We start from the raw sequence: 13,921 nt of genomic DNA, 5'->3' as shown, positions 1-13,921 counted from the left end.
AAACACAAATTTATATACGCCCTCAATACCTTTCTAAGTGTTGAGGGTTTTCTATTCAAGAAAAGAATAATCCTGTAGTTATTTTACTACATCAACTTCCAGCTTACATTACAGAGAAAATTTTTTCGCCGACATAAATTTGTAGTGTTCAAAAGAGAACAAATTAACAAGAATAAAAATTAAAAATAAATATCATGATAAAACAAATTGCAATCACAGCCTTAACAATCGGAGCAAGTATATTAGGAACCAACAATGTTCAGGCTCAGAATACAACTGCAACAACAACCGTAAACATTACTCTGAACGATGTAATCTCTATTGATGCCGGAAGTACTGCAATTGGTAACACTGTTAACTTCAACTACGCTACTTCAACAGACTACAATTCTGACCAAACCGTTACCAAAGCCAACTCATTGAAAGTTACCTCAACAAAGAATTTTAATGTGAAAGTAAAAGCAGGAGGTACGAATTTCGTGAATGGAACCAACCTAATTCCTGTCAGCGTATTGACAATTAAAGCAGCTGCAGCTCCCGGAACTATGGGAGGAACAAAAAGTGCTGTTGTTTTATCTTCAACAGATCAGACATTAGTATCAAATGCTCCGCTTGGAAGCGCATTAACACTGAATTTGGACTACACCATTCCGGCAGCAAAGTCTTCTTCTTCCGACATTTTAGGTAAGCCGGCAGGAACGTACACACAGACAGTAACTTATACTGCAACAGCTTTATAATAATTTTTTTTTAGTTTGTAAGGGGCATTTTGTTACGTTTTCAGTAGTTTTGGGAATCTTTATTTTAAACAATTTTCACCATGAACAAGTTTATCTATCTTTTCATTTTCTTGATAATCACAGGATCTTCTTCAATTCTGGCACAAAGCATCTCTATGTCTCCTACACGCTTGTTTTTCACCGGTAATCCGGGAGAAAAAGTGACAAGAACAGTCACACTTCAAAACAGCTCGGAGAAAGATTATGTTTTTAATCTAAACTATAAAGACTGGGTTAGAGAAGAAGACGGAAATAAGGTTTATCTTGATCCGGGCAGTTCAAAAACGTCCAATGCATCCTGGATTTCAACTCTGGAAAACACAGTAACCGTTCCTGCAAGAAGTACAAAGGAGATTGTAGTAACCATGCAGATTCCTGCAAACGCATCCAAGTCTGATGTTACCAACAGTATGTTGTTTTTCACGCAGCTTCCTCAGCAGGCAGATAAAACACGTATTCAGAATGGTATTGGTATCATCACCCTATTTGAAGTGGGACTTCACATCTTTTACACTCCACCGGGGAATCATGTAAAAAGTCTGGATATTACCAACATCTCAGAGGTGAATAGTGAAAATGGAGCGAAAAGAAAAGTCGCAGTAAACATCCATAATGACGGGAATACCATCAATGATGCAACCGTTGAGTTTGAACTAACCGACAAAGACAGTGGTAAGGAAATAAAATTGACTCCAATTTCCATCTCCATGCTTCCCGATACCAATCAGACCGTTCAGTTTTCTTTACCCGAAAACATTTCCGGCAACTTCCTTGGTGTAGCAATTATCAAAATGGCAGAATCTAACGATTTACGCGTAGGCGAAAAAAACTTTAATTTTAAATAGTAAGTCTTGAAATCACAAAATGGAATATCACAATTAATCCTAAGAAGAACCTTCTTATCTTTTTTATTGGTTCTTCTGCACTTTTCTTTGGCATTTGCTCAGGAAAAGAAGGATATTCAGATCCATTTTGAGACTGACAGTATAGCTGTTGAGAAGGGTTCAACTTTTACTGATTTCTTAGTGATCGAGAATAAAAGCTCTGAAGCAATTACCATTCAGAATATCACACCTGAGGAAACATATCCGGGATTGCTTTTCTATCCCAAAAACGACTTTACCTTAAGCGCAGGACAGTCTAAAAATCTTCCTGTGAAACTGATCGCCAATCTGGATTTTATGAAAATGAGATCCAATGAGATCAGATTCAATATTTCTTACGCCACTCCGGCGGTTACCAAAACTGAAAGCGCCTCATTTTTTGTTAAAAAAGAAGAGAACAAAAACATCGCAATCTACACAGCCAGCTACGAAAATTTTATTAATCCGGCTTTGCCCGAATCGTCAATTCTGCTGATTGCGGAAAATCAGGGCTACAGTAAGCGAACCGTAAAGATCGATTTACAATCCATTCCGGATGGTCTGGAAATGATGCCCAAACAGCAAATCGTAACTCTGGAAGGATTAGAGAAACAAACCATTGAAATCAAAATCAGAGTCAGACAACAGAATACGCTTTATCCGGAATTCAATATTAATGCAATCGCCACAGATCTGCTTGATAATAAAATTGTGGGAAGCAACACGCTCTATCTGGTGATTTTATCGCACAACAGACAAATTGCCCGCGGAAATGAAGCCGTGAACGGAAGTAATTTTGCCGAACTCAGCTATAATGAAAACAGTTCAGGCTTCAATTATCTTCAATTAAGAGGAAACACCGCATTCAGGATCAGTGAGAATTTAAAATCGCGCTTCAATATGGGAGCAGATTACTATCTTGAAGACGGGCGTTATAATCTGTATGATACTTGGCTGGAACTGGAGAGAAAAAATACCGTATTACGGGTGGGAAATGTTAACGGCAACGATTACGATTACCCTGTTTTCGGAAGAGGCGGAAAAGTTTCGACCAGATTTGGTAAAGATAATCAGCTTGAAGTTCTTGCACTGGAAAATAATTATAATCTGTATGGTACTTATTTCAAACAAACTGAAGGATCTACAATAGCCGGAGCAAAATATGGTTTTGGGAATGCTAAATCTTTCACCGGGAAAGTATCTTATATATTCGATCACGATCCGCGCTTTAACGTAGATACACAGGTAACAAACGCGACAACATCATTTTTAATTAATGATAAACATGTCATCCGTACAGAAGCTGGTCTTAGCCACGAAAAAGGACTTTCTAACAAAGATGAGAACACAGGAGCTTTAATTGCTGCCAATTACGAGGGAAAAATAGGAAAATGGGATGTACAATCTATTAATTCCTTTGCCTCCAAAAGTTATGCGGGGATTAAAAGAGGTTCTTTTATCACAAATCAGCGAATCAGCCGTCAGTTTTCAGATTCGCAGCGCGCTTTCATACAATATCAGAATTCGCAGGTAAACCCGGAGTTCCTGAGTTTCCAGAGTGCGCCGATCCAGCCCGGAAATACTTCTAATGTGCGTTATTATTTCAACAGTACAGAAGTTTTGGGATCAGGTTATCAGTTTTCTTTAAAAAAATGGAATTTTCTACTGGCTCCAAAGGTTGAAAGGCAAAAAACAGCGAATTTTTATACATCGCAGGAGCTTTTTTCTTACCGGCTTGAAACCAACATCAATGCTACATTTGGTTCTCACGGATTGAATTTAACAGCGGAATATTCTTATTCAAAAGACAACAATAAGGACGATTGGTTCAACAGTCTGAAAACAACTCTGTCCTACAGATATAAATCTTTTTCCCTAAACGGAACCGCCCAATGGAACGCAACGAGTGTTTTTGATTTAAATTCTTATTACAATGCAGACCGTAATTTTGCGAACTACAATTTTTATGCTTCGTATAATTTCCAGATGATGAATAACAATTTGTCGGGATCTTTTTCTGCCGGAACTTCTTATTCGGAGCTCTACACAAACCTGAACAGCAATGTAAGCGGTAATCTGGAATATAAGATCTCGCCTTCGTGGTCCAGCACAGGTTATTTTAATTTTTCCGGTTATAAATCTACGGCCGCTTATGGAAGCTCCGGCAATTACTACCAGTTCAGAATAGGAATTAAAAAATATTTTGCCGCAGCTACAGCGCCCGGAAATCATAAAGTGACGTTCCAGTTATTTGAAGATAAAAATTTCAATGGACTTCTGGAAGCCGGAGAATCTGTACTTGCCAGTGAAATTGTGAAACTGAACAATTATGTAGCGATTACGGATAAGAACGGAAAAGTAATTTTCCAGAATGTTCCTGAAGGCATTTATACCCTGAAAGTGAATGAAAATGCAGGTGCAAGATTAATGATGGATCCTGTAATTATGGTAGACAGCAACATCAACCGCAAAGTGGGTCTGGTAAAAAACATCAGGGTAAGCGGAAAATTAAAAGAAATTAAACAGGCCTATGATGTTCTGGAAACAGATGTAACCGGAATTGTGGTTTATGCAAAAGGTGAAGACGGAGAAATTCATACTGCTGTAGTTAACCAAAAAAATGAGTTTGAATTCTTCCTGAAAGACGGAAAATACGACCTCTATATTGAAAATGACAAATATACCTATACTCTGCCTACCCAGACTATTCAGGTGACAAAAGAAGGGTATTCACAAACCGTAGTTTTTGAATATAAGAAGAAAGACACCACCATTAAGGTGAAAAAGTTTTAAATTTAGAAGGTATGAAAACGATGAGAGCTTTTTTAACAGGAATTTTTACCGTATGCTGCGGATTTACAGCCATAAAAGCTCAGGACGTGTATCTGTCGATTCCTGAGAATAATATTTTAAACAGGGTTGAATTTACCTCAGTTCCTACAAGGGTAATGACGAACGCCAACAGAACAAACTGGGATTATGCCTTTTTGGGATTACTTCCGATAGCTCCTACATTTACCTCTGTTTCCGGAGCAGCTTTTACCCACTCTTCTTCCTCATCTACTTTATCAGGCTCCACTCTTCTCTGGCAGTTGGAAAGTATGGGAGGACAGCTTCCGTCTGCCGGATATTCAGGATCTTTGCCCGGTTTTCAGTCGTTTAGTACAAGCCCTGTAAAATGGTATGAACCGCCTTCATCCATATTCTTCGGAGGAGGATTCAATCGGGGGAACATCAATTTTACATTTAAAATACCGGCTGCCCAGTTTACCGCCAATGCGTTTCGGGCAGGAAATTACTCCATGGATATCACTCAGAATTATAATGATTTTACACCGATTAATTTTAAAACAATTTTAGTTATTCCGCAAACCATCAGATGGCTCACTTCATCTTTAACAAAATATGTTGAAGTATCTTCTTTAAATGACTACCGTACTACAAACACGAAGGTATGGGATTTGGGAAATACGGAAATCGCGAATACGGTTGATTTTAATTTTTGGGCGAAAGCTGCTGCCACAAATATTCAGTTTACTTCTTCCAAAGGAGTTCCGGGAACCCGAAATATTGCAGCCGTTAAATTGGGAAGCAACGGACCCGCCCTTACAACCAAAGCCTTATCGGCAGATTTTCAGAATTTTTCTGCTGCTAACTTTACTGTTGCCGCAGGAAACAGAAACAGCTTCATTCCGCAGCTTTATGTGTCTGCAGACGATTTTAAAAACCTTTTTTTTGAAGCCGGAACTTACACGTTTGATTTGAACTTCAATGCCAAAAGTACAGACAACTCAATTAACAATTTACAAAATACAGCCGTTCAGTTAAAGGTTCTTCCTTTATCCGAGATCACTATTCCGAGTTCCGGACGAAATGTAAATTTCAATTTCAATACAGCAGAGCATTATACCAACGGACAGTCACAAACGATTCCCAACCAAATTATACTGTCTAATAACGAAAGTTTTGAGCTGTATGTAAAATCAGACGAAAATTATTTCAAGAAAGCAGGTCTGCAGACCGACATCAATTCCAACATCCTGCAAATAGGTATAAACGGAAGTCCTGTAACGGTTCCGTTATCCAAAACTCCCCAAAAAATCCTCTTAAACGGTACACCTGTTTTGGATCGGGGACTGAATGTAACATACACGATACCTCCCGCTCGTGCGCAAAGTCTAGTAGGTAAAGAAAACACCACCTACTCTATCAATATTTATTACAGCTTTACGGCGATTTAAGAATACTTTCTGAAATAACGCTTCACGTTAGAGCACTTTTAACAGCAGTCATCAATTGCCGGCTCAGCATATCATTATATCTGCCGGATTACACTGCTTTTCCGGTTTTCCCTTCATAATTTTTGAAACAAATGGATGCCTATTCGGCGTGCAGCGTTCTATTCTGCATCATTCAGATGCCTGATATCAATAATCTGTTGATATTTTTCACTTTACATTTTTACCACTTTCCGTTAATCCAATCCATAGTTCATCAGGAAGAAAACCCTTATGGAAAGGGATTTTGCGTAAAATTTATACGTTTTTTATGAATCAGGACATTTAATTTATGATTTAAATCAAATCCTTTTGAATTTTCCTTTTACTAATTATGATATTTTTTATAACTTGCCAAATATTGGCAGAAAGGACTGAACTATATATTTTTATGCTTATATAATAGAATATTTTTGTGCCTTTTTACAACAAATAATTCAAACAGCTTTTAAAATATTTGATATTGAATTTATGAATGACCTTGTCAACGAACTGCAATTAAAAATCCAGAGACTGGAAAATGAACTCAATTTCAAGAACGGACTGATCTCCATATTATCTCATGATTCAAAAGAACTGTTTGGAAATTTTCTCTGGCTTATAAAATCGCTGGAACAGCAAACCATAAGCGAGGCAGATTTTTTTAAGCTGCTGCCACAGATAAAAAACGACACCCAGAAAAATCTGCAAACCATACAGGACAGCACCACCTGGCTAAAAACACAATACGGAGATTTTAAGATTAATCCCGTTAAGATTGCAGTAACAGATCTTTATCACTATTTAGAAGAAAAATACGCTGCCAGATTAAAAGAGAAAAAAATCAGTTTTCATTTTAAAGGAGATCACAACGCGTTTATTACAACCGATGTGCTGCTGCTGAAATATGTTTTAGATAAAATTTTCAACAATGCGGTAAAATATTCCCTTCCGGAACAGGATATTTATTTACAGGCAAGTACAGAAGACGATCAGGTTTTACTTTCGGTAACAGATTTCGGAACAGGGATGAATGAAAAGTATTTATCTGCAATTTACACCTATGATAATCCCATATTTCTGGGGACTGCAGGCGAGAAAGGAGTTGGATTAAGTTTGAAAATTGTTAAAAATTTTATATCCTTGCTGCAGGGAAATATCAAAATCATTTCTGCTGAAAATAAAGGAACTACAGTCACCCTTTTTTTTGTAAATTTATAAAATGATGAGTTCAAAAATTAACGTTCGTATTATTGTTGCAGACGATCACGGTATTGTAAGAATGGGGCTGATCCAGACGATTAAAAGATTCAGGCCCGATGCCGTAATTTTAGAAGTAGAAGATTATAAATCTATGTACAAAACGATCCAGAAAGAAGAACTGGATCTGGCAATTATGGATGTTAATATGCCTAATGGTACAGTTCAGGAAGCAATAGATTACATAAAAATTCATCAGCCTTCACTTAAAATTCTAATATTTTCTTCGCAGGACGAAGTGCTGTACGGGATGCGTTATCTAAAGATGGGCGCCGGCGGATATCTGAGCAAACAAAGCTCCACCGAAGAAATTGAGACTGCTTTATCGGCGATGCTGAGTAAAGGCAGATATGTAAGCGATAATATAAAAGAAGAAATCTTTTTTGAAACCTTAAGCGGCTCGCCAAAAAACTCTTCCTTTGAAATGCTGTCTGACCGCGAACTGCAAATTGCCAATAAGCTTGCAGAAGGCATTCCTCTTAAAGAAATTTCTAACCAGCTGAATCTTCATTCATCCACCATCAGTACTTACAAAAACAGATTGTTTGATAAGCTGAAAATACGATCCATCCCCGAACTTGTGGAAATTCTTAGGTTATACAATAAGTAAAACAGTGTATTATTTTCCTATTGATTGTAATGGGCTGTATTACGGTAACTGAAGTTCAGCGGTCTGCTGCTGCTCATACGGAAAGTTCTTTTTGTTATTTTCCCGTTCCAGAATCAGCCATGCTGCATCCAGCATTTTGATGAGGTGCAAATACGGATCTACGATATTGCGCTCCGGTACATTATTGAAAGTTCCGAGCGAGAAATACACGACTTCCGACAGAAACTCTTCGAATTCCTCGAGACGGTATTTTTTAAAGGCTTTCCGGAAAACTTTTGCCGGATCGCAATATTCTTTTTCCGACAGCGATCCCTGTAACATCGGATTTTTATGTTCCGAAAGTTCAGGAACCAGCCATTTTCCGCGCTTGTTTCTAAGGGAATATCCTGCCCGAATAAACGACCGGAGCGACTGGTGAAAATAAAAGATAACGGAAGCATCTTCCGGAATTCGTGTTTTGCGCTGTGCGGCGTATTGCATGATGAGATTCAGATGTTTTTTGGCGGTTAACAAATCATGAAACTGGAAAAATACTTCCATCAGCGAAAGTGCGGAATGTTTCTTCCGACCGCACCAAAAGCGGGATTCAAAGTCTATGTTATTCTTTTTCATATGAAGAAGGTTTTGTGTTTTTATTTTTTGCTTATGTAACTTATTTTACAAATGTAATAATATTTCATCATTGCGCACAGAAAACCGCACTGTTTTTTTTCTCTTTCTTTTAATTTGTTAATATGGACGATGAAAAAGACGTAATCATTTCTATTTGCAAATACATTTACACTAATTGGATTTCAAAAGCGGAATCGCAAAGAGATTTTGCGTCAAAATGTGGTGTAGAAGAAAGTACCATAAGAAGAATTAAAAATATTGCGTTAGGAACATCAAAGACTGATTATAATATGTCCTTAAAAACTTTAATCAGAATTTGTCGAAAAAAGGAGATTACCTTAGAAGAATTTTTTGGAAATATAAAGTATTTTAATAACAAAGATTAATCTAAGACTAAAAATACCATAGAGATTTAGATTAAAACTAATACAACTAAATGGATAAAAAGGTTGGATTGCAATTTGTAATGCAATTAAAAAAAATATTTGAAGAAAAAAATTGGTCTAATTATGAAAGTAATGATTACGTATTTGAAAGTCTTTGCAACTTGTCTGAATTGTTAATCGAATCAGAAGATGAATATGAATTATTTTTAGATTTAATCAAAAGATATAGTTGGCTATCACTTAATGATTATGGTGTTAAGGTTAAAAAACTTTTAGAACTTATTTTAACTAAGCCTGATATACCTATAAATAAATTTTATACTTTCCCAATAATTAAACCAGAAGATCAAAAAAAGAACAAAAGTGGAAATACCGTTTCTTATATGTTTAAAGGCATTAAACCTTTTATAAAAGAAGCCAAACATATAAAGTTTGATGAATTAACATTATTTGAAGAACTTATTGATCTAAATTTAAAACAAAATGACTATTTAGTATTAGTTGATGATTATATAGGATCTGGACAAACATTATTTGCATGTATTGCCGAAATTATTAAAATTAATCCAGAATTAGAAGAAAAAATCATAATTTCTACAATAGCTATTCAATATGATACAATACCTAAAATCAATTCTCCATTATTCTATATTGATCAGGTACAAAGAGGAATATCTGATTGTTATACTAGTCCTGACAAAGAGAAACATATTAAAACTATGATAAATTTGGAAACAAAGTTGATTTCGGGAAGAAACTTTTCACTAGGATATGAACAATCTGAAGGACTTATTACAATGTTTAGAACTCCTGATAATACATTTCCAATATTTTGGCATGAATATAAGAAAAGTACTAATTTATATCCACCTTTTCCACGAGAATAACTTATGACTTATGAAAAATAAACACATTTATCTTTTGCTAGAAATCATTAAAAACAATGGCAATGTAAAAAGATTAACTCATGAAGGACTGAGATTTTCTGAAATTGCAGACTTGACATGTAAAGTGATAGCAGATAATTATGCAGAATACATAGAGGACAATATTGTACTAACCGAAATTGGTACACAACTTCTCTCAACACTAACTGAAGATTTTAAAGAAAGAGATAAAAATAATTGGATTATCAAAGAAAATAAATCTAAAATAAAAAAAATAGATAAAGATTTTATATATTTGCCTAATTTAAAAGAATTATCTTTTTAAAAATATTGGGATGAGATGTCTTCTACCCCTTATTGGGAACTTATTTTCAAGCTCAATGAGCTTATAACGTAACAAAATCCAGTAGGTATTTGTTCCGTTAAAGCTCATTTTTCCGCTATGGGAGTATTGGTAATTTCTAATACTCCCAGCTAAAGGAAATCTAAATATGGAAAAAACTAATAGCTATAAAAAAAAATTTACTGAGTTAGCCATTTCAAGTGGTTATTCTGAAGAATATATTGAAAAATGTCTTAAGTATTCAGAACCTTTACTTAATAAAAATCTTCCTGTGATTTATAGTATAAATCACTTGTCCGCATTAGTTGGATATAGTCAAAGTTATCTTACAAGGTCAATGATTTCAACAAGTTTTTTTTATCGACATTTTAAGATAAAAAAAAGAAATGGAAACTTAAGATCTATATCTGAGCCACTACCAAGCTTAAAAGAGATACAAAATTTTATTTTAAAAGAGATATTATATACTCAAAAAGTGAGTAAATATTGTAAAAGTTATATCCCAAAAAAGAGTATAATAGAGTATTTGAAATATCATGTTAATGAAAAAGAAATATTGACACTTGACTTACAGGATTTTTTTCCTTCAATCAAATTTGAATTGATTAAAAATTTCTTTTTACAATTAGGATATTCTGACGAAGTAAGCTACTATCTGTCAACTCTAACGACATATTGTGATAAACAAGAAAAATTTGATGACAGTCAAAGATATCTTCCACAAGGCGCATCAACAAGTCCTTATTTATCTAACCTCATTTTAAAAGATTTTGATAATAATATAGGTAAATTCTGCAACAATAAAATTAAATATACTCGCTATGCTGATGATTTAGCATTTTCAGGTGACAAAATTCCTTCAGAAGATATTATTGATTTTGTAAACAAAGAATTAGAAAAATTAGGTTTAAAACTAAATCCTAAGAAAGTAAATTTTATGAAACAAAATATACCACAGATAATTTCCGGTGTAGTTGTTAATAATAAAATGCAATTACCTAAGCAACAAAGAAATGAAATTAGACAAAAAATGTATTTTATAAATAGATTTGGAATAGAATCTCATTTAGAAAGAATTCAAGAAAAAAGAGAAAATTACATTCCTCATTTATTAGGTAGAATACAATACGGTCTAAATCTTAATCCTGATGATTTAGAATTAAAAAAATATAAAAAAGATTTGCAAGAGATTTATAACAAAGTTAAATAATTAAACAAAAAAATCCCAGACAACCGAGATTTCAAACTTCATATTCAAACTTACTTAATCTCCACAGGAACCGAGATTTTATCCCAATCCATCGAGAGTCCGTTCTTATTTATTTTGGAAACCAGAGCTTCCTGTTTTGCAGGCAGTGCTTTTTTTTATATCTATACACAAAGCATTTTTTACCTGTTCGTATTTGTGAGCGCCCCATTGTTTTGGCTCTTTGTTAAAGATAGCAGCCCAAGTTCCGCTTTCTCTAGGAATCAAGAAAAAGCTGTACTTTCCGGCAGGAAGTTGTTTACCCTGAACGCTAATTTCTTTATCCAGCGTATTTTTCACGAAATACAGGAAAATATAATGAAAGGCTGAAGATTTCTTCCTACTTTTATCAAGCAAATCTTCCCTTAAATCGACTTTCCTTCTGCCATCCCGCTTCACCATAAGAGTCTACAAAGCATATTTTCACATCCGCCATTCCCTGAGAAGTAAAGAATATCAAAAAATCAGCATCTTGTTTATTACGAGTTATAAACCAAAGTGCATCCCCTTTAGCCGACCCCCAGGAAGAAACTCTATGAACTAATAAATCTGCATCTCCCCTGCTTACAATCGCAACTCTTATATGCGCTTCTCCCATAGATGCGGTCTGATATATTCTTGCCATTTTTAAATGATTTTTATGCTTTTATTAAACAGATAAAATTATGATTGAAAATAAATTACAAATATACTATGTGAGTAAACAAAATAAAAAAAATAATTTCAGAAAATTTTTTATCGGTTACAGCTAAAAAGACCAATTTAAACTCATCTAACATAAATCTCACAGTCTTTCACCCATTAAATTTTAAATAAATTTCGTATATTTATATAGCCACTAAAACTAAAAACTATGACTTCTTTTCAACTGAAAAAAGGTTTGTAAACGGTTCATTATCTTTAATTCAAACTCATGTTTTTAAATTCCATGGGCTTCATTCCTGTCTGTTTTTTAAACAGTCTCGTGAAGTAGGATGCATTTTCAAACCAAGCTGAAAAGCAATTTCTGTAATGCGTTTTTCTTTAAGTCTTAAAAGATTTTTGGCTTCGGAAATCAGAAAAATATGAATGAGTTCCATTGCTGTTTTTCCTGTTTCCTGTTTCAATAAATCGCTGAGATAACGTGGAGAAACAAAAAGCTGCTCTGCTAATTGTGCAACAGTGGGAAGTCCGTTATGCTCCAATTTACCTTCATTGATGTAATTCTTTAAGGCGGCGTTAAATTTCGAAATCATTTTTCCTTTTATCTGGGAATGATCGACGAATTGTCTTTTGTAAAACCGCTGTGCATATTTCAGAATAGATGAAATATGGCTGAGAATAATCTCACGGCTGTATTCGTCCGGATTATTGAAATATTCTTTGTGAATTTTATCCTTCAGTTCAAGAATAATCTGCTCTTCTTTTGGGGAAAGATGGAGCGCTTCCGTCACTTCATAATCAAAAAAGCTATATTGCTCTATTGTACTGAAAAGCTCGTGACCCTTAAGATAATCTTCATGAATCAGCAGCATATAGCCATTTTCTTCAAAATGCAAATCTTTCATTTCGATCATTTGTCGCGGCTTTGCGAAAAACAGACTGCCATTGTTGTGATCATAGGGCGTTCTTCCATACATAAAAACGCCCGATTTTATTTTCTTAAAAGCAATAATATAGCCATCTGTCGTGAATTCCCGATTCCCTAAAGTGCATTCGGACAGACAGCCGACTACACTGAAAAGCGGACTTTCCGGAGCGCTCCATCCGTTATCTGAATGAAGATCTGTCAGGGTTTTATAGTGTTTCATCGGCTGAATTTTAACTGTAAAAAATAATTATTTACTCAGGAAAAGATTGATGTAACCCGCCGTAATTTCAGGATACTGATGTTGCGGTCCGTGTCCGGCATCATTTAAAATGATATGCTGCATTGTAGGTGCATTTTTCATTAAGGGAAACCAATTTTCAGTGGCAAAACTAATGTCATGGTCTCCCGAAATCACCAGAACCGGCGTTTTCAAAGTTTTGTATCCTTCGCGGAAATTCAGTTGGTCTTCTTTAAAAGATCCGGAACCTGCAAAGTACCTTTGGAAAACTTCCGGTGTAGAAGGAATCAATGCTCTGTTAAGTCGCTGTGCAATTCTGTCGTGTGATTCTTTGGCTGCCTTTCTGCTTCTTTCCGAAGCCGGTTCGAAGAAAAGATAGTATTCGTCTTCCAGATTGTTTTCAGGTTTCAAAGCATGCTCGAAAAAAACGGGTTCTATTACGATTTCATTTTCTCCGGGAGGATTAGTTCCTATTAAAACAGTTTTCAATACCCGTTCCGGATTCTGAAACATTACCGTTTGGGTTACCAATCCGCCATAAGACCAGCCTAATATATTGAATTTGTCGATTCCCAGATAATCGGCAAGTGCGGGAACGGTTTCTGCAACTTCAAAAATATTCAGAGGCAGATCGCCTTCGGAATTTCCAATTCCCGGATAATCAAAAAGAATTACGGTATTTTTTTCCGCCAGAGCATCCACAAAAAGAGGATCCCACGTGTCCAGAATTCCTCGGAACCGGTTGATGAAAAATAATGGCGTTCCTTCTCCGAATCTTCGATAGGCAATTTTATTATGGTTAATCTCTGCAAATTGGGTTTCTGCTGTTAATGCTATTTTCATTGTGATAGAATTTTATGGTTGTATATTA

Annotated in this window: 16 protein-coding genes; 10 read left to right on the top strand and 6 right to left on the bottom strand. The window is 35.2% G+C overall.

Annotated features, from left to right (window positions below):
* Window positions 1-194 precede the first annotated feature (194 nt).
* The 6 genes from KKI44_RS01055 (at window position 195) to KKI44_RS01030 (ending at window position 7,768) form a co-directional block, all read left to right on the top strand.
* The gene (locus tag KKI44_RS01055) at window positions 195-740 is read left to right on the top strand and encodes a peptidoglycan-binding protein LysM (protein ID WP_214589449.1); all 546 of its coding nucleotides are present in this window, start codon (window positions 195-197) and stop codon (window positions 738-740) included.
* A gap of 80 nt (window positions 741-820) precedes the next feature.
* The gene (locus KKI44_RS01050; protein WP_250902131.1) at window positions 821-1,624 is read left to right on the top strand and encodes an Fn3-like domain-containing protein; all 804 of its coding nucleotides are present in this window, start codon (window positions 821-823) and stop codon (window positions 1,622-1,624) included.
* Between the two features lie 6 nt (window positions 1,625-1,630).
* Complete coding sequence (locus KKI44_RS01045) at window positions 1,631-4,435, top strand: hypothetical protein (protein WP_250902130.1); 2,805 nt, start codon at window positions 1,631-1,633, stop codon at window positions 4,433-4,435.
* An 11-nt stretch (window positions 4,436-4,446) separates the two neighbouring features.
* Entirely contained in the window at window positions 4,447-5,883 is a 1,437-nt protein-coding gene (locus KKI44_RS01040) for a hypothetical protein (protein ID WP_214589448.1), read from the top strand.
* A 507-nt stretch (window positions 5,884-6,390) separates the two neighbouring features.
* On the top strand, window positions 6,391-7,119 hold the full coding sequence (locus KKI44_RS01035; protein WP_214589447.1) for a sensor histidine kinase: 729 nt from the start codon (window positions 6,391-6,393) through the stop codon (window positions 7,117-7,119).
* Between the two features lies 1 nt (window position 7,120).
* Window positions 7,121-7,768 (top strand): response regulator transcription factor, encoded by a 648-nt coding sequence (locus KKI44_RS01030; protein WP_250902129.1) that lies wholly within the window; start codon window positions 7,121-7,123, stop codon window positions 7,766-7,768.
* A 39-nt stretch (window positions 7,769-7,807) separates the two neighbouring features.
* Here KKI44_RS01030 and KKI44_RS01025 read toward each other — a convergent pair whose 3' ends face one another.
* Window positions 7,808-8,380, bottom strand: coding sequence for a hypothetical protein (locus KKI44_RS01025; protein ID WP_214589446.1), 573 nt, complete (start codon window positions 8,378-8,380; stop codon window positions 7,808-7,810).
* A gap of 122 nt (window positions 8,381-8,502) precedes the next feature.
* On the opposite strand from KKI44_RS01025, the gene KKI44_RS01020 reads away from it, so the two are divergent.
* From KKI44_RS01020 to KKI44_RS01005, 4 genes are all read left to right on the top strand, one after another.
* Window positions 8,503-8,766 carry a helix-turn-helix transcriptional regulator gene (locus KKI44_RS01020; RefSeq protein WP_214589445.1) on the top strand — a complete coding sequence of 88 codons (264 nt, stop codon included), beginning with the start codon at window positions 8,503-8,505 and terminating at the stop codon, window positions 8,764-8,766.
* A 50-nt stretch (window positions 8,767-8,816) separates the two neighbouring features.
* Window positions 8,817-9,653: a hypothetical protein gene (locus KKI44_RS01015; protein ID WP_214589444.1), complete on the top strand. Its 837-nt coding sequence runs from the start codon at window positions 8,817-8,819 to the stop codon at window positions 9,651-9,653.
* Window positions 9,654-9,663: 10 nt separating this feature from the next.
* Window positions 9,664-9,978, top strand: a complete 315-nt coding sequence (locus KKI44_RS01010) for a hypothetical protein (RefSeq protein WP_214589443.1) — start codon at window positions 9,664-9,666, stop codon at window positions 9,976-9,978.
* A gap of 166 nt (window positions 9,979-10,144) precedes the next feature.
* Entirely contained in the window at window positions 10,145-11,206 is a 1,062-nt protein-coding gene (locus KKI44_RS01005) for a reverse transcriptase family protein (RefSeq protein ID WP_214589442.1), read from the top strand.
* 105 nt (window positions 11,207-11,311) lie between these two features.
* Here the strand turns inward: KKI44_RS01005 and KKI44_RS01000 are convergent, their stop codons facing one another.
* The 5 genes from KKI44_RS01000 to KKI44_RS00985 form a co-directional block, all read right to left on the bottom strand.
* On the bottom strand, window positions 11,312-11,599 hold the full coding sequence (locus KKI44_RS01000; RefSeq protein ID WP_250902128.1) for a DUF2911 domain-containing protein: 288 nt from the start codon (window positions 11,597-11,599) through the stop codon (window positions 11,312-11,314).
* On the bottom strand, window positions 11,592-11,867 hold the full coding sequence (locus KKI44_RS00995; RefSeq protein ID WP_214589441.1) for a DUF6150 family protein: 276 nt from the start codon (window positions 11,865-11,867) through the stop codon (window positions 11,592-11,594). The genes KKI44_RS01000 and KKI44_RS00995 overlap by 8 nt, the downstream gene beginning before the upstream one ends.
* A gap of 275 nt (window positions 11,868-12,142) precedes the next feature.
* Window positions 12,143-12,202, bottom strand: a complete 60-nt coding sequence (locus KKI44_RS22680; protein WP_250902210.1) for a hypothetical protein — start codon at window positions 12,200-12,202, stop codon at window positions 12,143-12,145.
* Window positions 12,178-13,032 (bottom strand): helix-turn-helix domain-containing protein, encoded by an 855-nt coding sequence (locus KKI44_RS00990; RefSeq protein WP_250902127.1) that lies wholly within the window; start codon window positions 13,030-13,032, stop codon window positions 12,178-12,180. Before KKI44_RS00990 ends, KKI44_RS22680 begins: the two co-directional genes overlap by 25 nt.
* A 27-nt stretch (window positions 13,033-13,059) precedes the next feature.
* On the bottom strand, window positions 13,060-13,893 hold the full coding sequence (locus tag KKI44_RS00985) for an alpha/beta fold hydrolase (RefSeq protein WP_214589440.1): 834 nt from the start codon (window positions 13,891-13,893) through the stop codon (window positions 13,060-13,062).
* Between the last annotated feature and the right edge of the window lie 28 nt (window positions 13,894-13,921).

Source organism: Chryseobacterium sp. ZHDP1 (assembly GCF_018603435.1).
GTDB lineage: Bacteria > Bacteroidota > Bacteroidia > Flavobacteriales > Weeksellaceae > Chryseobacterium > Chryseobacterium indicum.
The sequence above is the reverse complement of the archived record's forward strand: the minus strand, read 5'-3'. Positions and strand labels throughout refer to the sequence as shown.

Coding starts and splice junctions, on each gene's coding strand:
- KKI44_RS01050 (WP_250902131.1), top strand. CDS start 821: ATGAACAAGTTTATCTATCTTTTCATTTTCTTGATAATCACAGGATCT.
- KKI44_RS01020 (WP_214589445.1), top strand. CDS start 8,503: ATGGACGATGAAAAAGACGTAATCATTTCTATTTGCAAATACATTTAC.
- KKI44_RS01030 (WP_250902129.1), top strand. CDS start 7,121: ATGATGAGTTCAAAAATTAACGTTCGTATTATTGTTGCAGACGATCAC.
- KKI44_RS00995 (WP_214589441.1), bottom strand. CDS start 11,867: ATGGCAAGAATATATCAGACCGCATCTATGGGAGAAGCGCATATAAGA.
- KKI44_RS01055 (WP_214589449.1), top strand. CDS start 195: ATGATAAAACAAATTGCAATCACAGCCTTAACAATCGGAGCAAGTATA.
- KKI44_RS00990 (WP_250902127.1), bottom strand. CDS start 13,032: ATGAAACACTATAAAACCCTGACAGATCTTCATTCAGATAACGGATGG.
- KKI44_RS01035 (WP_214589447.1), top strand. CDS start 6,391: ATGAATGACCTTGTCAACGAACTGCAATTAAAAATCCAGAGACTGGAA.
- KKI44_RS01010 (WP_214589443.1), top strand. CDS start 9,664: ATGAAAAATAAACACATTTATCTTTTGCTAGAAATCATTAAAAACAAT.
- KKI44_RS00985 (WP_214589440.1), bottom strand. CDS start 13,893: ATGAAAATAGCATTAACAGCAGAAACCCAATTTGCAGAGATTAACCAT.
- KKI44_RS01040 (WP_214589448.1), top strand. CDS start 4,447: ATGAAAACGATGAGAGCTTTTTTAACAGGAATTTTTACCGTATGCTGC.
- KKI44_RS01005 (WP_214589442.1), top strand. CDS start 10,145: ATGGAAAAAACTAATAGCTATAAAAAAAAATTTACTGAGTTAGCCATT.
- KKI44_RS01015 (WP_214589444.1), top strand. CDS start 8,817: ATGGATAAAAAGGTTGGATTGCAATTTGTAATGCAATTAAAAAAAATA.
- KKI44_RS01025 (WP_214589446.1), bottom strand. CDS start 8,380: ATGAAAAAGAATAACATAGACTTTGAATCCCGCTTTTGGTGCGGTCGG.